The following is a 20,463-nucleotide window of genomic DNA, read 5'->3' as shown; positions in this document are numbered from 1 at the left end:
CTCTACTGTCCTTTAGCTGAAAGTGTTGCCTCGACGACACGCATCGCCTCGACGGTTTCTTTAACGTCATGCACTCTGACAATCTGCGCCCCCTGCATCGCCGCGATCACCGCGCAGGCCACGCTGCCGATAACCCGTTGATCCGGCGGCACGTTCAGCAGTTGTCCAATCATCGATTTGCGCGACATGCCGACCAACAGCGGCAAACCGAAACGATGAAATTCCGACAACCGGGCCAGAAGCTGATAGTTGTGCGACAAATTTTTACCGAAACCGAAGCCTGGGTCGAGCAGCAATTTCTGATTTGTTATCCCCGCCTCGTTACAGCGCCGGATATGGTGCTCGAAAAACGTCTGAACGTCGGCGATCAGATCGTTGTAGTGCGGCGCCTGCTGCATGGTGCGCGGCTGCCCCTGCATGTGCATCAGGCAGACCGGCAAACCGCTTTCCGCCGCCGCCGCCAGAGCGCCCGGCTCCTGCAGCGAACGGATGTCGTTGATCAAATGTGCGCCGGCGTGCGCCGATTCGCGGATCACACCCGCTTTCGAGGTATCGACCGAGATAAAGACTTCAAAACGCTGCGCCAGCGCTTCCACCACCGGCACGACCCGCTCAAGCTCCTCCTCTTCGCTCACTTCCGCCGCCCCCGGTCTTGTCGATTCGCCGCCGATATCAATCATCGTGGCGCCGGCCGAAATCAGCGCATGCGCATGTACCAGCGCCTGGTTCAGGGTGTTGTGGCGGCCGCCGTCAGAAAACGAATCCGGCGTCACGTTGAGGATGCCCATCACCTGCGGATGGGAAAGATTGAGCGTCATGTCGCGCACGGTTAACTGCATGGTTGGTCCACCTTACTGTTGCCTGGTTCACTGCCCGCCGGGCAAAAAAAACCCCGGCATGCCGGGGTTTGATGTTATTACACAGCCGCTGTTACTTGTCGAGCTGTTCGGACATGGTGTTGCCCGGCGTTGGGGTGCGCGGCTCATCTACCGGCGTCGGGGCTTTCGGGGTGCCACCGTTGTCGGAGCTGTTGCCTTTGTTCGCATCGTCCCAGCCCGCCGGCGGACGCACGTCTTTGCGGTTCATCAGATCGTCGATCTGCGGCGCATCGATGGTTTCATACTTCATCAACGCATCCTTCATCGAGTGCAGGATGTCCATGTTTTCCATCAGCAGCGAGCGAGCACGCGTGTAGTTACGTTCGATCAGCGACTTCACTTCCTGGTCGATGATACGCGCGGTTTCATCCGACATGTGCTTCGCCTTGGCCACGGAACGGCCCAGGAACACTTCGCCCTCTTCTTCCGCATACAGCAGCGGCCCCAGCTTCTCGGAGAAGCCCCATTGGGTCACCATGTTGCGGGCGATGGAGGTCGCCACTTTGATGTCGTTCGACGCACCGGTAGAGACTTTTTCCGGCCCGTAGATGATCTCTTCCGCCAGACGACCGCCGTACAGGGTGGAGATTTGGCTCTCCAGCTTCTGACGGCTGGCGCTGATCGCATCCCCTTCCGGCAGGAAGAAGGTCACGCCGAGCGCCCGACCACGAGGAATGATGGTGACCTTGTGCACCGGATCGTGTTCAGGAACCAGGCGGCCAATGATGGCGTGGCCCGCTTCGTGATACGCGGTCGACTCTTTCTGCGCTTCAGTCATCACCATGGAGCGACGTTCCGCACCCATCATGATCTTGTCTTTGGCTTTCTCGAACTCCACCATCGACACCACGCGCTTGTTGCCGCGGGCTGCGAACAGCGCCGCTTCGTTGACCAGGTTGGCCAGATCGGCACCGGAGAAGCCCGGCGTGCCGCGCGCAATGACGGAGGCGTCGATGTCGGCCGCCAACGGCACGCGGCGCATGTGCACCTTCAGGATCTGCTCACGGCCACGCACATCCGGCAGCCCGACCACGACCTGACGGTCGAAACGGCCCGGGCGCAGCAGCGCGGGGTCAAGCACGTCCGGACGGTTGGTCGCCGCGATGACGATGATGCCCTCGTTGCCTTCGAAACCGTCCATCTCAACCAGCATCTGGTTCAGGGTCTGCTCGCGCTCATCGTGACCGCCACCCAGGCCGGCGCCACGCTGGCGACCGACGGCGTCGATTTCATCGATGAAGATGATGCACGGCGCGGCTTTCTTCGCTTGTTCGAACATGTCGCGCACGCGGGATGCACCCACGCCGACGAACATTTCGACGAAGTCGGAACCGGAAATGGTGAAGAACGGTACCTTCGCTTCGCCGGCGATCGCTTTCGCCAACAGCGTTTTACCGGTCCCCGGCGGGCCAACCATCAGCACGCCTTTCGGGATCTTGCCGCCCAGCTTCTGGAAACGGCTCGGTTCGCGCAGGTATTCCACCAGTTCGCTCACCTCTTCTTTCGCTTCGTCACACCCGGCGACATCGGCGAAAGTGGTCTTGATCTGGTCTTCCGTCAGCATGCGGGCCTTGCTCTTGCCGAAGGACATCGCGCCCTTGCCGCCGCCGCCCTGCATTTGCCGCATAAAGAAGATCCAGACCCCGATCAGCAACAGCATCGGGAACCAAGAGATAAAGATAGAAGCCAGCAGGCTCGGCTCTTCAGGCGGCTCGCCGACAACTTTCACATTCTTCGTTAACAACGTATCCAGCAACTTAGGATCGTTGACAGGGATGTAGGTCGTGTATTTGTTACTGTCTTTCTTGGTAACGTTAATTTCACGTCCGTTGATTCGCGCTTCGCGAACCTGGTCCTGGGTCAGTTCGGACATGAAGGTAGAGTAATCCACCCTACGGCCATTCGACTCGCTGGGCCCAAAGCTCTGGAATACAGACATCAACACTACCGCGATGACTAACCAGAGAATTAGGTTTTTCGCCATGTCACTCAAGGGATTAACCTCATCTTACAACTGTGTTAACAAACAGCGTTAGGGTACTACAGTTTGCGCCCTGTCGCTACAATGTACACTTCGCGCGAACGGGCGCGGGAAGCGTCTGGCTTACGAATCTTAACCTTCGTAAACAGGGAGCGAATTTCCCGTAGGTACTCGTCAAAGCCATCTCCCTGGAACACCTTCACCAGGAAACTTCCGCCTGGTGCGAGGACATCACGACACATATCCAGCGCCAACTCCACCAGATACATCGACCTTGGAATATCGACCGCCGGGGTGCCACTCATATTCGGGGCCATATCGGACATGACCACCTGAACCTTACTCTCGCCTACTCGTTCCAACAGTGCCTTCAGCACCAGTTCATCACGAAAATCGCCCTGAAGGAAATCGACGCCAACGATAGGATCCATTGGCAAAATATCACAGGCGATGATGCGCCCGGTACCGCCGATTTGGGTGACCACATACTGCGACCAGCCGCCCGGTGCGGCGCCCAGATCAACCACGGTCATGCCCGGTTTGAACAGTTTGTCGCTCTGCTGTATTTCATCAAGTTTAAACCAGGCACGGGAACGCAGTCCCTTTTTCTGCGCCTGCTGTACATATTTATCGCTAAAGTGTTCTTGTAACCAGCGACTGGAGCTAGCCGAACGCTTTTTATTAGCCATCTCGTTTTCCAACTATCATAAAAAGAGTCTTATGTCAGGGTCGCTGCTCACGTAGACTCACACCGGTGAAGACCGATTTGGTGATATACATGAGATGGCGGTAGAATGTACCGTTTTCAATCCCAACTTAAGCAAAAAAGACAATGAATCTGAATAATAAACAAAAACAGCACCTGAAAGGCCTGGCGCATCCGTTAAAACCGGTGGTGATGCTGGGCAATAACGGTCTTACCGAAGGGGTGCTGGCTGAAATTGAACAGGCTCTGGAGCATCATGAGCTGATCAAGGTAAAAATCGCCGCTGAAAATCGCGAAACCAAGACCCTGATCGCCGACGCTATCGTGCGTGAAACGGGCGCCTGCAATGTGCAAGTTATCGGCAGTACGCTTATTCTTTACCGCCCGTCGAAAGAGCGCAAGATCAGTCTACCGCGTTAATAACCATCAGGTTAACGAAAAGGTGCCATGCGCCTGACCAAGATAAAAGGCCGCTTGCGGCCTTTTTCCTATCTTTACAAAACGTTGGCGCATTAATGACCAACGGTCCCGATCAGAGATACTCGACCTTCAGGATCTCGTATTCCACGTCGCCGCCTGGGGTTTTGATCACCACCACATCGTCTTGCTCTTTGCCGATCAGGCCGCGCGCCATCGGCGAGTTTACCGAAATCAGATTTTTCTTGAAATCGGCCTCATCGTCGCCAACGATGCGGTAAGTCACTTCTTCTTCGCTGTCCAGATTCATCACCGATACGGTGGCGCCGAAGATCACCCGACCGGTGTTCGGCATCTTGGTGATGTCGATCACCTGAGCATTGGACAGCTTGGCTTCGATTTCCTGAATGCGGCCTTCACAGAAACCCTGCTGTTCGCGGGCGGCATGGTACTCGGCATTCTCTTTCAAATCGCCGTGTTCACGCGCTTCAGCGATATCCGCAATGATTTTCGGGCGGCGCACGCTTTTCAGATATTCGAGCTCTTCGCGCAGTTTTTCAGCGCCAAACAAGGTCATCGGAATTTGGTTCATCGTATAAATACCTCTAAATCTTTCCTGTTCAAATAACCGTCATCCTGACGTATTCGTATGAAAACACGGTTGGCATACCGCCCCCCGCCTCCAGGCGACAAACAAAAGAAACCTGACTCGGAACGGAGCCCAAGCCAAGATCGGTTTTGCATTTTGATACGCATTTTAGCCTAGAGTTCCTTGAGGGTCATCGTTTACTTTTTCCCTGATTGCACCGTAGTATGACGGCACGTTATCCAGCTGTTATCCCGAGATTATGCGTTTTTCACGAATTGTCAGTGCATTGGCTTGCGCATTTGTTCTGAATGCGAATGCGGCCCCGGTTGAAGAGTACACACAATATCTGCCTGATGGGGCCAACCTTGCCCTGGTCGTTCAGAAGATCGGCGCCGGCTCGCCGACGATCGATTACCACTCTCAGCAAATGGCGCTGCCGGCCAGTACCCAAAAAGTGCTGACGGCGCTGGCGGCATTGCTGCAACTCGGGCCCGATTACCGTTTCACCACCACGCTGGAGAGCCAGGGCGATATCCGCGACGGCGTGCTGCGCGGCAACCTGATCGCTCGCTTCAGCGGCGATCCGACCTTCAAACGCCAGAGCCTGCGCAATATGGTGGCCGTCCTGAAAAAGCAAGGCGTGCGCCAAATCAGCGGCGATGTGCTGGTCGATACCTCGGTCTTCGCCAGCCATGACAAAGCGCCCGGTTGGCCGTGGAACGATCTGACGCAGTGCTTCAGCGCGCCGCCGGCCGCCGCCATCGTCGATCGCAACTGTTTCTCGGTCTCGCTGTACAGCGCGCCGAATCCGGGCGACATGGCGTTTATCCGCGTCGCCTCCTATTATCCGGTTAATATGTTTAGCCAGGTGCGCACCCTGGCGCGCGGCTCGGCAGACGCACAGTACTGCGAGCTGGACGTGGTGCCGGGCGAGCTGAACCGCTTTACCCTGACCGGCTGCCTGACGCAGCGCAGCGAGCCGTTGCCGCTGGCCTTCGCCATCCAGGACGGCGCCAGCTATGCGGGCGCCATCTTGAAAGACGAGCTGACGCAGGCCGGCATCCAGATTGACGGGCATTTGAAACGCCAGACGCGTCCCGGCATTACCGGCACGGTGATCGCGCAAACCCAGTCGGCACCGCTGCACGATCTGTTGAAGATCATGCTGAAAAAGTCGGACAACATGATTGCCGATACCGTCTTCCGCACCATCGGCCATGAGCGCTTCGGCGTGCCGGGCACCTGGCGAGCGGGCTCCGATGCGGTGCGCCAGGTGCTGCGCCAAAAGGCCGGCATCGATCTGGGCAATACCATCATCGCCGACGGTTCCGGCCTGTCGCGCCACAACCTGCTGGCCCCGGCGACCATGATGCAGGCGCTGCAGTACATCGCGCAGCACGACAACGAGCTGAACTTTATCTCGATGCTGCCGCTGTCCGGCTATGACGGCACCCTGCGCTACCGCGGCGGCCTGCATGAAGCCGGCGTCGACGGCAAGGTGTCGGCCAAGACCGGCGCGCTGCAGGGCGTCTACAACCTGGCGGGCTTCATCACGACCGCCAGCGGCCAGCGCATGGCCTTCGTGCAGTATCTCTCCGGCTACGCCGTGCCGCCGGAAGATCAGAAACAGCGCCGCGCGCCGCTGGTGCGCTTCGAAAGCCGCCTGTATCGGGATATTTACCAAAACAACTGAGGGTCATCATGAAGCTGCTGGTCGTTGAAGATGATGAACTGCTGCAACAGGGGCTGGCGTTGGCGCTGACCGGCGAGGGTTACGTCTGCGACTGCGCCGCCACGGCGGCGGAGGCCAACAGCCTGCTCATCACCAGCCAATACAGCATGGTGATCCTGGATCTCGGCCTGCCGGATATGGACGGCGCGGCGCTGCTGCGGCAGTGGCGCCGCCAGCAGATCGATCTGCCGGTGCTGATCCTGACCGCCCGCGACGCCCTGGAAGATCGCGTCGACGGGCTGGACGCCGGCGCCGACGACTACCTGGTCAAACCCTTCGCGCTGGTTGAGCTGCAGGCGCGCGTGCGCGCCCTCCTGCGGCGCTACCAGGGCCACAGCGACAATCTGATGCAGGTGGATGACCTGCAGTTGAACCTCTCCAGCCAGCAGGTCTACCTGCAGCAACAGCCGGTGGAAGTCACGCCAAAAGAGTTCGCCATTCTGTCGCGCCTGATCATGCGTGCCGGGCAGACGGTCAACCGTGAACTCCTGCAGCAGGATCTCTACACCTGGCAGGACGACTTGGGTTCCAACACGCTGGAAGTGCACATCCACAACCTGCGCCGCAAACTGGGCAAGGATCGTATCCGCACCGTGCGCGGCATCGGCTACCGCCTGGAACCCTCGTCATGATCAGCATGCGCCGCCGCCTGCTGCTGATGCTGGCGCTGATCCTGCTGGTCACGCAACTCATCAGCGCCTTCTGGCTGTGGCACGAAAGCCAGGAACAGATCAGCTTCCTGGTGGACGAAACCCTGTCCGCCAAAGTGCGCAGCGAGCGCGTCGATACCGAGATCGCCGAAGCCATCGCCTCGCTGTTGGCGCCTTCGCTGATCATGATGATCGTGACCCTGCTGGCGTCTTTCTGGGCCATCAGCTGGATCACCCGCCCGCTCAACCAATTGCAGCAGCGGCTGGAAAAGCGCTCTGCCGATAACCTGACGCCGCTGCCGATCACCAGCGACAGCCAGGAAATGGTGGCGGTCACCAATGCGCTCAATCAGCTGTTCTCGCGGCTGGACAACACCATTCAGCAGGAACGCCTGTTCACCGCCGACGCCGCCCACGAGCTGCGCACGCCGCTGGCCGGCATCCGCCTGCATCTGGAACTGATGGAAAAACAGGGCGTCAAGGGCAGCCAGGCGCTGATCGCCCGCATCGATCAACTGATGCACACCGTCGAGCAACTGCTGATGCTGTCGCGCGCCGGGCAAGACTTTGCCAGCGGCCATTACCAGCATTTCGATTGGGTAGCCGATGTGATCCAGCCGCTGCGTGAAGAGCTCGACGAAATGACCGCCCAACGCGGGCAAACGCTGGCCTGGCAATTGCCGGCCGCCGCCGCGGTGAACGGCGATCCGGTGCTGCTGCGGCTGCTGCTGCGCAACCTGGTCGAAAACGCCCACCGATACGGCCCGGAAGGTGGCGCGATACAGGTGCGGTTAACGCCGCAGGACCGCGGTTATCTGCTGCAGGTCATCGACGATGGCCCGGGGATCAAGGAAGAGATGGTCGGGGAGCTGACGCAGGCGTTTCGCCGCATGGATCAACGCTACGGCGGCAGCGGACTGGGCTTGAATATCGTGATCCGCATCGTGCAGCTGCACCAGGGGCGCTTGACGCTGGAAAACCGCCGCGATGCGCGCGGCCTGAATGCCCAGTGTTGGCTGCCGGAAAAGGCGCTCAAATAACAAGGGCCCAGCGTTGCTGAGCCCTTTATCATCGAATTACTTCTGGTAAATGATTTCGACGCCTTCGTCGTCGTCTTCGTCCCAGTCGTCATCCCAGTCGTCATCCGCTTCCGATTCCATCTCCGCCAGCTGTTCGCGGTGATAGTCGTCCCACATGAATTCGACTTTTTCCGGCGCGCTTTCTTCGATCGCCATCGCTTTCGGCTGGGTGTTGATGAAGTTCATCACGTCCCAGCACAGCGCGTTGACGCCTTCGCGGTTGGCGGCGGAGATCATGTAGTACTTTCCTTCCCAGCCCATGCCTTCCACAATCGCCTTGGCGCGTTCGGCGGCTTCTTCCTCACCAATCACATCAATTTTGTTGAACACCAGCCAGCGTGGCTTCTGCGCCAGATTTTCGCTGTATTGGTTCAACTCGTTGATGATGACTTTGGCGTTTTCCACCGGATCGGATTCGTCGATCGGCGCAATGTCCACCAGGTGCAGCAGCACGCGGCAACGCTCCAGGTGTTTCAGGAAGCGAATGCCCAGGCCCGCGCCTTCGGAGGCGCCCTCGATCAGACCCGGAATGTCGGCGACCACAAAGCTCTGCTCGTGGTCCATGCGCACCACGCCCAGGCTTGGCACCAGCGTGGTAAACGGATAATCGGCCACCTTCGGCTTGGCGGCGGACACCGCGCGGATGAAGGTCGATTTGCCGGCGTTCGGCAGCCCCAGCATGCCCACATCGGCCAGCAGCAACAGCTCCAGCAACAGATCGCGCGCTTCGCCGGCGGTGCCCAGCGTCTTCTGACGCGGCGCACGGTTGACCGACGATTTGAAACGGGTGTTACCCAGACCGTGCCAGCCGCCTTTGGCGACCATCAGTTTCTGCTCGTGACGGGTCATGTCGCCGAGGATCTCGCCGGTGCCCTGATCCTTCACGCGCGTGCCGACCGGCACCTTGATGATGACGTCTTTACCGCGTTTACCGGTACAGTCGCGACTCTGGCCATTCTGACCGCGCTCGGCGCGGAAAGACTTCTCAAAGCGGTAGTCGATCAGGGTATTGAGGTTCTCGTCCGCCAGCAGGTAGACGTCGCCGCCGTCGCCGCCGTCGCCGCCGTCAGGCCCGCCGTTAGGGATATATTTTTCGCGGCGGAAGCTGACGCATCCGTTGCCGCCATCGCCTGCAACGACCAGAATCGCTGCTTCATCTACAAACTTCATTTACCGTCTCCGTAAATCATTCACCGGGCTGCTTCAAAGGAGCAACCTGGGGGGGTTCTGCCCGTCGCGGCCACCACCGGTGACCAATTGCGGAAAACATAGCGCCCGCCACTACCACAAACGCGCCAACATAGCCGACGAGATTTAACGTCGGCGCGGCGAACGCCTGGGGCCAGGCCAGCGCCAATAAATCAGAAAACAGCAGGGTAAACAGCGGGGTCAGCGTCACCAACGCACTCACCTGCGCCGCCTGCCAGCGCGCCATCGCTTCCGCCAGCGCGCCATAGCCGATCAACGTGTTGGCACCGCAAAACAGCAGGCACGCCAATTGCCAGCCGCTAAGCTGGAAAATCACCTCGGGTTTGGCCAGAGGGAACAACGCCATCGCACATAAAGTGTACAACATAACCAGGATCTGCGGCGAAGCCAGCCGTCGCAGCAATACCTTCTGCGCCACGCCGTAGCTCACCCAGACCATCGCCGCACACACGCCCAGCATGACGCCCAGCGTGTAGTCCGTCAGCCGGGTAAAGATCTCTATCAGACTGACGTTGAAAAACAACATCAGTCCACAAATCAGCATCAAGGCGCCAATGACCTGGGTGATGCGCATGCGCTCTTTTAAAATCAGCACGCTGGCGAACATCATGCCCACCGGCGACAGCTGGCCAATCACCTGCGACGCCGTCGGGCTCAGGTATTGCAGCGAGGAACTGAAGAACACAAAGTTGCCCAACAGCCCCGCCGTGGCGATCGCCAACAGCAGCAGCCAACGCGGTTGACGGAACATCTTCAGCGGCGGCAGCTTGCCGCGCACCGCGAGGATCACGCCCAAACCGATGGCGGCCATGGTAAAGCGATACCAAACGACGGTAAACGGCTCCATCACCGCCAACACTTCTTTCATCGCGATCGGCAACGCGCCCCAGCAAACCGCCGTGGTTAACGCCAGGGAAATACCCACGCCGACCTGCTGCTTCGTATCCATATTACCTTCGCCAACGCTGACAGGGCTGCCCGCAGGCAACCCATAAATGTAAAAAGCCCCGCAACGAATTGCGGGGCTTACATCTATTTCGTAAGGCTCGAAAAATTATTCAGCTTCGATGCTGATGAATTTACGATTGCTCGGGCCTTTAACTTCGAATTTGACTTTACCGTCTTTCAAAGCAAACAGAGTGTGGTCTTTGCCGCAACCCACGTTGGTACCAGCGTGGAATTTGGTGCCGCGCTGACGAACGATGATGCTGCCTGCCAGTACTGCTTCGCCGCCAAAGCGTTTTACGCCCAGACGTTTAGCTTCTGAATCGCGACCGTTACGAGTCGAGCCGCCAGCCTTTTTGTGTGCCATTAATCCGCTCTCCTAACTTAAGCGCTGATGCCGGTGATTTTAACGTCAGTGAACCACTGACGGTGGCCCTGCTGCTTACGGTGGTGTTTACGACGACGAAACTTAACAATTTTAATTTTCTCGCCACGACCGTGAGCAACGACTTCAGCTTTGATCTTGCCGCCATCGACGAAAGGAACGCCGATTTTGATATCTTCGCCATTAGCGATCATCAGAATCTGGTCAAACTCAACCGCTTCACCAGTTGCGATGTCCAGCTTTTCCAAGCGAACGGTCTGACCTTCGCTTACTCGGTGTTGTTTACCACCACTTTGGAAAACCGCGTACATATAAAACTCCGCTTTCCGCGTGCCCGACTGTGTTAGTTCAGAGCGCGCTATAAATATTCACAATAGGGCGCGAATTCTACGCAAAAAAGCGGCGCATGACAAGAGCAGAATAAGACCAGATGTACAAAAAAGAAGAAAAAAAACACAGTTTCTTTCGTGGCGTTTATCTGAACCGTTTTTCAAGTACAATCATAGGGACAGTTACCGCCATGTACCGATGTGAGCAGCGATCTCAACGCGGTGAAGAGAAACACAGCTGAAAAAAACACAATGAACCTAGAGCAAATTACCGAGTTAACCGCGCAAGATATGGCGGCCGTGAACGCAACAATTCTCGAACAGCTGAATTCCGATGTCACGCTCATCAATCAGCTTGGCTATTACATTATCAGCGGTGGCGGTAAACGCATCCGGCCGATGATCGCCGTCCTGGCGGCGCGAGCGTTGGGCTATGAAGGCAACAAGCACGTCACCGTCGCCGCCCTGATCGAATTCATCCATACCGCCACGCTGCTGCATGACGACGTCGTCGACGAATCGGACATGCGCCGCGGCAAAGCCACCGCCAACGCCGCGTTCGGCAACGCCGCCAGCGTGCTGGTCGGCGACTTTATCTATACCCGCGCCTTCCAGATGATGACCAGCCTGGAATCGCTGCGCGTGCTGGCGCTGATGTCGGAGGCGGTCAACGTCATCGCCGAAGGCGAAGTGCTGCAGTTGATGAACGTGCACGATCCTGACATCAGCGAAGAAAGCTATATGCGGGTGATCTACAGCAAAACCGCCCGTCTGTTTGAGGCGGCGGCGCAATCGTCGGCGATCCTGTCCGGCGCCAACGCCGAGCAAGAGAAGGCGCTGCAAGATTATGGCCGCTACCTCGGCACCGCTTTCCAGCTGATCGACGATCTGCTCGACTACAGCGCCGACGGCAGCACCCTGGGCAAAAACACCGGTGACGATCTGAATGAAGGGAAACCGACCCTGCCGCTGCTGCACGCGATGCACAACGGCGACGACGCACAGCGTGAGATGATCCGCGGCGCGATTGAGCAAGGCAACGGTCGTCATCTGCTGGAGCCGGTATTGCAGGCGATGCAACAATGCGGTTCGCTGGAATACACTCGCCAACGCGCCGAGGAAGAAGCCGACAAGGCGATCGCCGCGCTGCAGGTCTTGCCGGCCTCGGAGCACCGCACGGCGCTGGAAGGCCTGGCGCATCTGGCAGTGCAACGCGACTTTTAAGAAATAAAAGTTTCTTAACATTCTTATCAGGCCCGCTGAGGCGGGCCTGTCTAGGTATTGTTCTCTTCGTCAATACGCGCCAGCAGGCCGCCTATCCCTTCCCGCATCAGGAAAGCCACCATTCTCTCGCGCTCGCTCTCCGTCAAATGGTAGTAATACTCGATCCATACCGCTAACGGATCCTGGCGTTCTACGTCATACGCCGCCCCATCTTCTTTCAGCATCAGCAGGTTGCGTGCACCAGGCGGCAGGCTGTCGATATGATACTCCAACGCTTTTCCCTGCACGCCTTTACGCCTGCGGCTTATCCAGCCTTCGCGCCGGGCCATCAGATTGATTCCCTGTGGTGAGGAAGGTAATCCTGCGATGCCTGTCAGTTCCTTGGCGGCAAACCACTCGTTTTTCATAGCCATCATCTCTGGGCAATAGTGGGCAAAGTCATTTTTGGAAATTACTTGGGTATTTTTTAGGAAATTTAATGGTATTCTTGTTTCCGAATAAGCGTTTCACGTTGTTCAAACGCCTAACCCTGATCCGTTAGTTATACCACTAACGCAACTTTGGCTAATCAGAAAAGGAATGTAAACATGAATTCAAGGAACCCAGATTGGCATCCGGCAGATATCATCGCGGCGTTACGCAAACAGGGCACCACGTTGGCGGCGGTGTCGCGCAAGGCCGGATTAAGCTCATCAACGCTGGCCAACGCGCTGTCGCGTCCCTGGCCGAAGGGGGAATGGCTGATCGCCGAAGCAATCGGCATCCACCCATCGGAGATCTGGCCAAGCCGCTATTATGATCCGCACAGCGATTGCCTGCTGGATCGAAAAGCCCGCATCAAATCGTGAACGCGGGGCAAAAAAAACCGCCGGAACAGCGTCCGGCGGCGTTTATCGGCTGACTATCGGCGACGATCAGTTATTGATGAACTTCTCGCCCAGTTCGATATCTTTGTGCAGCACGTCCAGCATCTCATTCAGCGCTTTCTGTTCGAAGGCGCTCAGCGTGCCGATATCCTTGCGTTCTTCAACGCCGTTTTTACCCAGTACCAGCGGCTGTGCGAAGAAGCGAGCGTATTTGCCGTCGCCTTCAACGTAAGCGCATTCCACAACGCCTTTCTCGCCCTGCAGTGCGCGCACCAGAGACAGACCGAAACGCGCGGCCGCCTGGCCCATGGACAGCGTAGCAGACCCGCCACCGGCTTTGGCTTCCACCACTTCGGTGCCGGCGTTCTGAATGCGTTTGGTCAGATCCGCCACTTCCTGATCGGTGAAGCTCACGCCAGGGATCTGCGACAGCAGAGGCAGGATAGTCACGCCAGAGTGGCCGCCGATGACCGGCACGTTCAACTCTTCCGGCTGCTTGCCTTTCAGCTCGGCCACGAAGGTGTTGGAACGGATGATATCCAGCGAAGTCACGCCGAACAGTTTGTTCTTGTCGTAAACGCCGGCTTTTTTCAACACTTCCGCCGCGATGGCGACCGTGGTGTTAACCGGGTTGGTGATGATGCCGATGCAGGCTTTCGGGCAGGTTTTCGCCACTTGCTCAATCAGGTTACGCACGATGCCGGCGTTAACGTTGAACAGGTCAGAGCGATCCATGCCTGGCTTACGGGCCACGCCGGCGGAAATCAGCACCACGTCCGCACCCTGCAGAGCCGGGGTCGCGTCTTCGCCGCTGAAGCCTTTGATTTTAACTGCGGTTGGGATGTGGCTTAAGTCGACGGCAACGCCTGGGGTAACGGGGGCAATGTCGTAGAGAGAGAGTTCAGAACCTGAAGGAAGCTGGGTTTTGAGTAGAAGGGCGAGGGCCTGGCCGATACCGCCAGCAGCACCGAGAACTGCAACTTTCATCCTATACTCCTTTATTGTCTTAAATATATAAAGCGCCGTGAATGTGTTGGTGACGGACCTTAAATTATTACACCTTTAAAAACAATAAATTAGCTAATTGTTGCCTGCAGGTGCAATAAAATGACCGCTGTCGCGCCCATTTTAGATTAAATCGCTTACGCATGAAGGGCATAGCGCACACTAATCAAAAATAGTGCGAGGTTATTCACGAGCAAGTTAACCGGCCGTTACATTACACCCTTACGCAACATCAGAACAACATCATTTTAATAACATTTTATTTACCAGCGCAGGCCGATTTTCCGACGTCAAAAGGGCATATTCATCACGGCCGGATTTTGTTAAAATGCCGCCCTTTCCTCGCCGCCCGGTCATGTTTATTTTCTTTGGGTCGGCCTTTGTTGCATAAAAATTCATCTATATGCATAATCATGACTTCCATTATCAACATTCCACGGTGCAAAATGCGTAATCCCGCAAAACAGGAAGATCTGATCAAGACGTTCAAAGCGTTATTGAAAGAAGAAAAATTCAGTTCTCAAGGCGAGATCGTTTTGGCGCTGCAAGAAGAAGGCTTCGAAAACATTAACCAATCCAAAGTATCGCGCATGCTGACCAAGTTCGGTGCGGTACGTACGCGCAATGCCAAAATGGAAATGGTGTATTGCCTTCCTGCCGAACTCGGCGTGCCGACCACCACCAGCCCGCTGAAGAACCTGGTGCTGGACGTCGACCATAACGACGCCGTCGTGGTGATCCACACCAGTCCGGGCGCCGCACAGCTGATCGCCCGCCTGCTTGACTCCTTGGGCAAATCCCAGGGCATCCTCGGCACTATCGCCGGCGACGACACGATTTTCGTCACGCCGTCCAGCGGCTTTACCGCTCAGAAGCTGCATGAAGCGATCCTGGGCGTGTTCGAGCAAGAGCTGTGAAACCTGGCGCTAACAAAGTGCGGCTACCGCCCGCATTTTGTTAGCGCTTCTTTAACCCTCGCGTTACCTTTCCGGCCTTCAACCGCGTTTAACACTGCTTTTTTATCCCGCAACAACACATTTCCATGACATATCCATGTAACCAGCAGTACCCACTGTGATCTTCCGCACTTTTGGTCAAAAGCACTTACCTTATTGAAATTACATAAATTTAACATCGAAAGATCGTTTTATGAGCGTTTTTTATTCCTTGTAGTTATAAAAAATAAGGTTCATCGGTTTAAAGTTTCACTAGCAACTGTTAGCGAACTATTAATTTTTGGCGTTACTAGCTGTATACTCATTTTCGTGAACTGAATCACAGTTCGTTGGAACTGATAAAAGAATACGATGAGGTGAGATGATGAAAATTAAAGCTACCGTTGCAACCCTGAGCGTTCTGTCCATGCTTTCCTTTGGCGCATTCGCAGCACAATCTGTTGACGCAACCCAGGCCGCAAAACTGCAGCCCGCCGGTGTGATCACCGTGAGCGGCGTCGCCGCTGCGCCTTCCGACATTCGTCAGGCGCTGTCCGATAAAGCCGACGCCAAAGGGGCGACCGCTTACCGCGTGATCGAAGCGCGCAACGACGGCAACTTCCACGCGACCGCTGAAATCTACAAATAAGTACCGGCATTACCCGGCAACGGGCAATACATCTCTGGAATCAAACGCTGTCATAACAGCCTTCAAGAATAAAAATCGCTGCCAAGCCCTTCCAGGCTGTTATGACCAAGGATCGCTATCATGAACATGAAAACTACTCTCGCTGCACTCGGTTTGCTGTCTGTCATCTCCTTTGGCGCGTCTGCCGCCCAGTTGGTGACTAACGATCAGACCGCCAATCTGCAATCTATCGGCACCATTACCGTCAGCGGTATCGACGGCGCACCGACCGACATTCGCCAGGCGCTGTCGGAGAAAGCCGATGCTAAAGGCGCGACCGCCTACCGCGTGATCGAAGCGCGTAACGAAGGCAACTACCACGCCACCGCCGAGATTTACAAATAACAACTCTGGGAACGGCTTTGCAGAGCTGATTACCCTCGTCACTGCCACTGCCGAGTTCTGACGCAAACGCCGATTTCCCAGAGACCCTCTCGTCGTCCTATCCGACGAACCCCGTTGCCCTCGCTCGCGAGGGCTTTTTTATGGGCGTAAAAAAGGCCGCGAATGCGGCCCTTAGGTTGGCTTATGCGGCTGAACAATCAGTAGGTCACCTTCGGTTCCTGCTTTTTCGCCAACGCGTCCAACAGGCGATCGTGAATGCCGCCGAAACCGCCGTTGCTCATCACCAGAATGTGGTCGCCCGGCTGTGCATTTTTCACCACCATCTCCACCAACGTGTCGAGATCCGCGCTCCAGTGCGCCGGCTGCACGCAGGCATCCGCCACTTCCGCAACCTGCCACGGAATATGATGCGGCTGGAACAGGAACACTTCATCGGCACGGCCGAGCGAAGGCGCCAGATCGTTTTTGCTGATGCCCATTTTCATGGTGTTGGATCGCGGCTCCAGCACCGCCAGAATGCGCGCCGTGCCGCCTACCTTGCCGCGCAGCGCGGCCAGAGTGGCCAGGATCGCCGTCGGGTGGTGCGCGAAATCGTCGTAGACCGTGACGCCGTTGGCTTCGCCACGCAGCTCCAGGCGGCGACGGGCGTTGATGAAGTCGCCCAAGGCGCGGCAGGCGTCCGCCGGCTGCACGCCAACGTGACGGGTCGCCGCGATGGCCATCAGGCCGTTATGCATGTTGTGCTCGCCCACCAGCGCCCAGTTCACTTCGCCAACCTGCTCGCCGTCGAGGAACACCGCGTAATGACTGGCGTCCGGCGTCAGCTTCTGCGCGCGCCAGGTGCCCTCTTCGCCCACCAGCTCCTGTTCGCTCCAGCAGCCCATCGCCATCACCTGCTTCAGGTGGCTGTCGTTGTCCGGCAGGATGATCTTGCCTTTGCCCGGCACCAGGCGCACCAGGTGGTGGAATTGTTTCTGAATGGCTTTCAGATCGTCGAAGATATCGGCGTGGTCGAACTCCAGGTTGTTCATGATCAGCGTGCGCGGGCTGTAGTGCACGAACTTGGAGCGCTTGTCGAAGAACGCGCAGTCATACTCGTCGGCCTCGATCACGAAGAACGGGCTGCCGCCGAGGCGAGCCGAGACGTCGAAGTTGCCCGGCACGCCGCCGATGACGAAGCCCGGCTGGTAGCCGCAGGCTTCGAGGATCCAGGTCGCCATGCCAGCGGTGGTGGTTTTGCCGTGGGTGCCGGCGACCGCCAGTACCCAGCGATCGCGCAACACGGCGTCGTGCAGCCACTGCGGGCCGGAAACGTAAGGGATACCACGCTCCAGCACCGCCTCCACGCACGGGTTGCCGCGCGTCATGGCGTTGCCGATGATCACCAGATCCGGCGCCGGATCCAGCTGGGCCGGATCATAACCCTGAATAAGATCGATCCCCTGGTTCTCCAGCAGCGTGCTCATCGGCGGATAGACGTTGGCGTCCGAACCGGTGACGTCATGCCCCAGTGAGCGCGCCAGCATCGCCAGCCCGCCCATAAAGGTGCCACAGATCCCAAGAATGTGAATGCGCATAGGTTTCTCATGTGAGTGCATCGAATGTCGGCATATTCTAACGCTCAGAATCGTCCAGAAGAAATGGATTTGCCTATGAATGGCGCGCATCTTTGGGCTACACTGCTCGCGAAAACGTTGGCGGTTTGTTAACAGGCCGCTATCCATCCGTAGATTCAGGGATTGTGTCATGAAAACGTTAGGCGAATTTATCGTCGAGAAACAGCACGACTTCTCGCACGCCACCGGCGAGCTGACCGCGTTACTTTCTGCCATTAAACTGGGCGCCAAAATCATTCACCGCGACATCAACAAGGCCGGCCTGGTTGATATTCTGGGGACCAGCGGGGTGTCCAACGTACAGGGCGAAGTTCAGATGAAACTGGACCTGTACGCGAACGAAAAACTGAAAGCGGCGTTGAAAGCGCGTGGTGAAGTTGCGGGTATCGCTTCCGAAGAAGAAGATGAAATCGTGATATTCGACGGCGAGCGAGCTGAAAATGCCAAGTATGTCGTATTGATGGATCCGTTGGACGGTTCGTCCAACATTGATGTCAACGTCTCGGTCGGTACGATTTTCTCTATCTATCGTCGCATCACGCCGGTCGGCACGCCGGTGACCGAAGAAGACTTCCTGCAGCCGGGCAGCGCCCAGGTCGCAGCGGGTTACGTGGTTTACGGTTCGTCCACCATGCTGGTGTACACCACCGGTTACGGCGTCCACGCCTTCACGTACGATCCGTCTCTGGGCGTGTTCTGTCTCTCTCACGAGAAAGTGCGTTTCCCGGCGAGCGGCAACATGTATTCCATCAACGAAGGCAACTACATCAAGTTCCCTCTCGGCGTGAAGAAATACATCAAGTACTGCCAGGAGCAGGATGAAGCGACGCAGCGCCCTTACACCTCGCGCTACATCGGTTCTCTGGTGGCGGACTTCCACCGCAACCTGCTGAAAGGCGGCATCTACATCTACCCAAGCACCGCCAGCCACCCGCAAGGCAAGCTGCGCCTGCTGTACGAATGCAACCCGATGGCGTTCCTGGCCGAACAGGCCGGCGGCAAGGCCAGCGACGGCAAAAACCGCATTCTGGACATCACGCCGGTGAAACTGCACCAGCGCGCGCCATTCTTCGTCGGCACCAAGTCGATGGTGGAAGACGCAGAACGCTTCATCGCCGAAAACCCGGACGAGTAACGCGTTCTTTGCCAGGGTTCGGCGCCTTGCCGAACCCTTATTGCCTTACAGCTTGAACGCCGCCATGCTCTGCGCCAGCAGCTGAGCCTGATCTTCCAGCGAGCGCGTCGCCGCCGCAGACTCCTCCACCAGCGCCGCATTCTGTTGCGCCACCTGATCCATCTGCGCCACCGCCAGGTTCACCTGTTCGATACCGCTGCTTTGTTCGCGCGTCGCCGCCGAGATCTCACGCATCAACGCCGTCACCCGGCCCACTTCACCGGTGATGCCGCTCATGGTCTGCGCCGCCGACTCCACCATCTGTTCGCCTTCCTGCACCCGGTTTTGCGACGCTTCGATCAGCCCTTTGATCTCTTTCGCCGACTGGGCGCTGCGCTGCGCCAGGTTGCGCACTTCACCGGCCACCACCGCGAAACCGCGGCCCTGTTCGCCGGCGCGCGCGGCTTCCACCGCCGCGTTCAGCGCCAGGATGTTGGTCTGGAAGGCGATGCCGTCCATCACGCTGATGATATCGGCGATGCGGCGCGAGCTGTCGGTGATCGCCTGCATCTTGCTCATCACCTGGCTGACCACCTCACTGCCCTGGTTGGCGATATCGGACACGCTCAGCGCCAGCTGGTTGGCCTGTTCACAGTTCTCTGCGTTCATTTTCACCGTCGAGGTCAGCTGTTCCATGCTGGCGGCGGTCTCTTCCAGCGACGCGGCCGATTCTTCGGTGCGCTGCGCCAGATGCAGGTTGCCGGCCGCCAGTTCGCGCGAACCGGTGTCGATCTGGCTGCTGGCGTCACGCACTTTGCTGACCGAACTGGCCAGCGCCTGCTGCATGCGCAGCATCGCCCGCACCAGGCGCCCCATCTCGGTATCGCCCTCGCCACGGATCTCGTGGGTAAGATCGCCGCCGGCGATGTGTTCCAACTGCGCGATGGACTCATCCAGCGGACGCAGAATAATCACGCGCAGCGCGAACCAGGCCAGCAACGCCAACAGCACGCTGAGCAGGCCCGCCACCACGATCAGCGAGATCTTGGTGCTGGCGTTGCTTTCCGCCTCATACACCTGCTTCTCGCCGAGCTTCATGGCGAAGCTGCGGAAATCGGTGAGATCCTTTTCAAACGCGATGCTCAAGGCGGAAATACGCGTCTCCTGGATATGGTAATACTCATCGATCTTGCCGGCCTTGATGGCGGCGGCCATCGGCTTCACGCCCTGCTCCAGATAGGCGCGATAGCTGTTTTGCAGGCGGCTGGAGAGTTCGCGGCCGCGCTCGGTCACGGTGCCGACGCCGACAAAGCGCGCCATTTCCTTGTTCGACTGCTCGAGGTAGCCGTAGATGCGGCCCACGGTGGCGTCGGAGACATCAGTCTGGCCGATCTCCCGTTGGCGCACCGCCAGCGAGGCGGCGGTTCGGGCACGCAGCGTCAGGTTGGAGCTGTTGGCCAGCGAGCCCAGCTCTTCGCCGAGGATCTGGTTTAAGGTATGGATCGAGCGCGATCCTTCGTTAATCGCGTTGACGCCAATAACGCTGACCATGATCAGCAGCATGGTCATCAGGCTCAGCAGGGCGATCAGCCCAGCCTTCACCGTAATCTTTTTTAGCATGAGTTCTTCCCGGCTTCAGAATAGTGAGATCAGACGTAGTAGGGGTGGCAAAACGCGGAGCCAGCTTTGCTGGCTCATTATTGTTTGTTGAAGTTATCGGCAGGCGGAGGCAAAACTTCATGCCGTGGCGGGATTAATCTGGAAATTATC

General features: G+C 57.6%; 22 protein-coding genes. 10 read left to right on the top strand and 12 right to left on the bottom strand.

Annotation, left to right across the window (positions count from 1 at the left end; translation table 11 throughout):
• Window positions 1-2: 2 nt before the first annotated feature.
• The 3 genes from folP to rlmE form a co-directional block, all read right to left on the bottom strand.
• Window positions 3-839 (bottom strand): dihydropteroate synthase, encoded by an 837-nt coding sequence (gene folP / locus ACJ8J1_RS19345; protein WP_033641657.1) that lies wholly within the window; start codon window positions 837-839, stop codon window positions 3-5.
• 91 nt (window positions 840-930) lie between these two features.
• Window positions 931-2,862, bottom strand: coding sequence for an ATP-dependent zinc metalloprotease FtsH (gene ftsH / locus ACJ8J1_RS19340; protein WP_004933529.1), 1,932 nt, complete (start codon window positions 2,860-2,862; stop codon window positions 931-933).
• Window positions 2,863-2,918: 56 nt separating this feature from the next.
• Entirely contained in the window at window positions 2,919-3,548 is a 630-nt protein-coding gene (gene rlmE, locus ACJ8J1_RS19335; RefSeq protein ID WP_004933533.1) for a 23S rRNA (uridine(2552)-2'-O)-methyltransferase RlmE, read from the bottom strand.
• Between the two features lie 143 nt (window positions 3,549-3,691).
• Between rlmE and yhbY the strand changes: the two genes are divergently transcribed.
• A complete protein-coding gene (gene yhbY / locus ACJ8J1_RS19330) occupies window positions 3,692-3,985 on the top strand; it encodes a ribosome assembly RNA-binding protein YhbY (protein ID WP_033641656.1) in 294 nt (97 codons plus the stop codon).
• Window positions 3,986-4,097: 112 nt separating this feature from the next.
• Here the strand turns inward: yhbY and greA are convergent, their stop codons facing one another.
• Window positions 4,098-4,574, bottom strand: a complete 477-nt coding sequence (gene greA / locus ACJ8J1_RS19325; protein WP_004933539.1) for a transcription elongation factor GreA — start codon at window positions 4,572-4,574, stop codon at window positions 4,098-4,100.
• Between the two features lie 256 nt (window positions 4,575-4,830).
• On the opposite strand from greA, the gene dacB reads away from it, so the two are divergent.
• Genes dacB through pmrB form a run of 3 tightly spaced genes read left to right on the top strand, consistent with a single transcriptional unit; the run spans window position 4,831 to window position 7,993 of the window.
• Window positions 4,831-6,264, top strand: a complete 1,434-nt coding sequence (dacB, locus tag ACJ8J1_RS19320) for a serine-type D-Ala-D-Ala carboxypeptidase (protein WP_025159591.1) — start codon at window positions 4,831-4,833, stop codon at window positions 6,262-6,264.
• Between the two features lie 8 nt (window positions 6,265-6,272).
• Window positions 6,273-6,935: a two-component system response regulator PmrA gene (gene pmrA / locus ACJ8J1_RS19315; RefSeq protein ID WP_033641655.1), complete on the top strand. Its 663-nt coding sequence runs from the start codon at window positions 6,273-6,275 to the stop codon at window positions 6,933-6,935.
• A complete protein-coding gene (gene pmrB / locus ACJ8J1_RS19310) occupies window positions 6,932-7,993 on the top strand; it encodes a two-component system sensor histidine kinase PmrB (RefSeq protein WP_033641653.1) in 1,062 nt (353 codons plus the stop codon). The genes pmrA and pmrB overlap by 4 nt, the downstream gene beginning before the upstream one ends.
• A gap of 36 nt (window positions 7,994-8,029) precedes the next feature.
• Here pmrB and cgtA read toward each other — a convergent pair whose 3' ends face one another.
• The 4 genes from cgtA to rplU form a co-directional block, all read right to left on the bottom strand.
• Window positions 8,030-9,202 carry an Obg family GTPase CgtA gene (cgtA, locus tag ACJ8J1_RS19305; protein ID WP_033641651.1) on the bottom strand — a complete coding sequence of 391 codons (1,173 nt, stop codon included), beginning with the start codon at window positions 9,200-9,202 and terminating at the stop codon, window positions 8,030-8,032.
• Between the two features lie 16 nt (window positions 9,203-9,218).
• On the bottom strand, window positions 9,219-10,190 hold the full coding sequence (locus tag ACJ8J1_RS19300) for a DMT family transporter (RefSeq protein WP_033641649.1): 972 nt from the start codon (window positions 10,188-10,190) through the stop codon (window positions 9,219-9,221).
• Window positions 10,191-10,295: 105 nt separating this feature from the next.
• Window positions 10,296-10,553 (bottom strand): 50S ribosomal protein L27, encoded by a 258-nt coding sequence (gene rpmA, locus ACJ8J1_RS19295; protein ID WP_004933559.1) that lies wholly within the window; start codon window positions 10,551-10,553, stop codon window positions 10,296-10,298.
• A 17-nt stretch (window positions 10,554-10,570) separates the two neighbouring features.
• Window positions 10,571-10,882 (bottom strand): 50S ribosomal protein L21, encoded by a 312-nt coding sequence (gene rplU, locus ACJ8J1_RS19290; RefSeq protein ID WP_004933561.1) that lies wholly within the window; start codon window positions 10,880-10,882, stop codon window positions 10,571-10,573.
• 270 nt (window positions 10,883-11,152) lie between these two features.
• Here rplU and ispB point away from each other — a divergent pair, with 270 nt between their 5' ends.
• The gene (gene ispB, locus ACJ8J1_RS19285) at window positions 11,153-12,124 is read left to right on the top strand and encodes an octaprenyl diphosphate synthase (protein ID WP_033641648.1); all 972 of its coding nucleotides are present in this window, start codon (window positions 11,153-11,155) and stop codon (window positions 12,122-12,124) included.
• Window positions 12,125-12,174: 50 nt separating this feature from the next.
• On the opposite strand, the gene ACJ8J1_RS19280 is transcribed toward ispB, so the two are convergent.
• The gene (locus tag ACJ8J1_RS19280) at window positions 12,175-12,531 is read right to left on the bottom strand and encodes a DNA-binding protein (RefSeq protein WP_033644178.1); all 357 of its coding nucleotides are present in this window, start codon (window positions 12,529-12,531) and stop codon (window positions 12,175-12,177) included.
• Between the two features lie 180 nt (window positions 12,532-12,711).
• Between ACJ8J1_RS19280 and ACJ8J1_RS19275 the strand changes: the two genes are divergently transcribed.
• Window positions 12,712-12,972 (top strand): helix-turn-helix domain-containing protein, encoded by a 261-nt coding sequence (locus tag ACJ8J1_RS19275; RefSeq protein ID WP_004933567.1) that lies wholly within the window; start codon window positions 12,712-12,714, stop codon window positions 12,970-12,972.
• 66 nt (window positions 12,973-13,038) lie between these two features.
• Here ACJ8J1_RS19275 and mdh read toward each other — a convergent pair whose 3' ends face one another.
• Window positions 13,039-13,977, bottom strand: coding sequence for a malate dehydrogenase (gene mdh, locus ACJ8J1_RS19270; RefSeq protein ID WP_033636811.1), 939 nt, complete (start codon window positions 13,975-13,977; stop codon window positions 13,039-13,041).
• Between the two features lie 464 nt (window positions 13,978-14,441).
• Here mdh and argR point away from each other — a divergent pair, with 464 nt between their 5' ends.
• From argR to yhcN (ACJ8J1_RS19255), 3 genes are all read left to right on the top strand, one after another.
• Window positions 14,442-14,912 carry a transcriptional regulator ArgR gene (argR, locus tag ACJ8J1_RS19265; protein ID WP_016929335.1) on the top strand — a complete coding sequence of 157 codons (471 nt, stop codon included), beginning with the start codon at window positions 14,442-14,444 and terminating at the stop codon, window positions 14,910-14,912.
• Between the two features lie 403 nt (window positions 14,913-15,315).
• Window positions 15,316-15,579 carry a peroxide/acid stress response protein YhcN gene (gene yhcN, locus ACJ8J1_RS19260; RefSeq protein ID WP_004933574.1) on the top strand — a complete coding sequence of 88 codons (264 nt, stop codon included), beginning with the start codon at window positions 15,316-15,318 and terminating at the stop codon, window positions 15,577-15,579.
• A gap of 120 nt (window positions 15,580-15,699) precedes the next feature.
• Entirely contained in the window at window positions 15,700-15,963 is a 264-nt protein-coding gene (yhcN, locus tag ACJ8J1_RS19255; protein WP_025305042.1) for a peroxide/acid stress response protein YhcN, read from the top strand.
• Window positions 15,964-16,160: 197 nt separating this feature from the next.
• On the opposite strand, the gene mpl is transcribed toward yhcN (ACJ8J1_RS19255), so the two are convergent.
• On the bottom strand, window positions 16,161-17,540 hold the full coding sequence (gene mpl, locus ACJ8J1_RS19250) for a UDP-N-acetylmuramate:L-alanyl-gamma-D-glutamyl-meso-diaminopimelate ligase (protein ID WP_033641646.1): 1,380 nt from the start codon (window positions 17,538-17,540) through the stop codon (window positions 16,161-16,163).
• 169 nt (window positions 17,541-17,709) lie between these two features.
• Here mpl and fbp point away from each other — a divergent pair, with 169 nt between their 5' ends.
• Window positions 17,710-18,714 (top strand): class 1 fructose-bisphosphatase, encoded by a 1,005-nt coding sequence (gene fbp, locus ACJ8J1_RS19245; RefSeq protein WP_004933587.1) that lies wholly within the window; start codon window positions 17,710-17,712, stop codon window positions 18,712-18,714.
• A 45-nt stretch (window positions 18,715-18,759) separates the two neighbouring features.
• Here fbp and ACJ8J1_RS19240 read toward each other — a convergent pair whose 3' ends face one another.
• Window positions 18,760-20,313 carry a methyl-accepting chemotaxis protein gene (locus ACJ8J1_RS19240; RefSeq protein WP_033641645.1) on the bottom strand — a complete coding sequence of 518 codons (1,554 nt, stop codon included), beginning with the start codon at window positions 20,311-20,313 and terminating at the stop codon, window positions 18,760-18,762.
• Between the last annotated feature and the right edge of the window lie 150 nt (window positions 20,314-20,463).

Source organism: Serratia sp. CY37869, from assembly GCF_052168895.1.
Taxonomy (GTDB): Bacteria; Pseudomonadota; Gammaproteobacteria; order Enterobacterales; family Enterobacteriaceae; genus Serratia; species Serratia ureilytica.
This window is presented reverse-complemented; position numbering and strand designations above follow the sequence as displayed.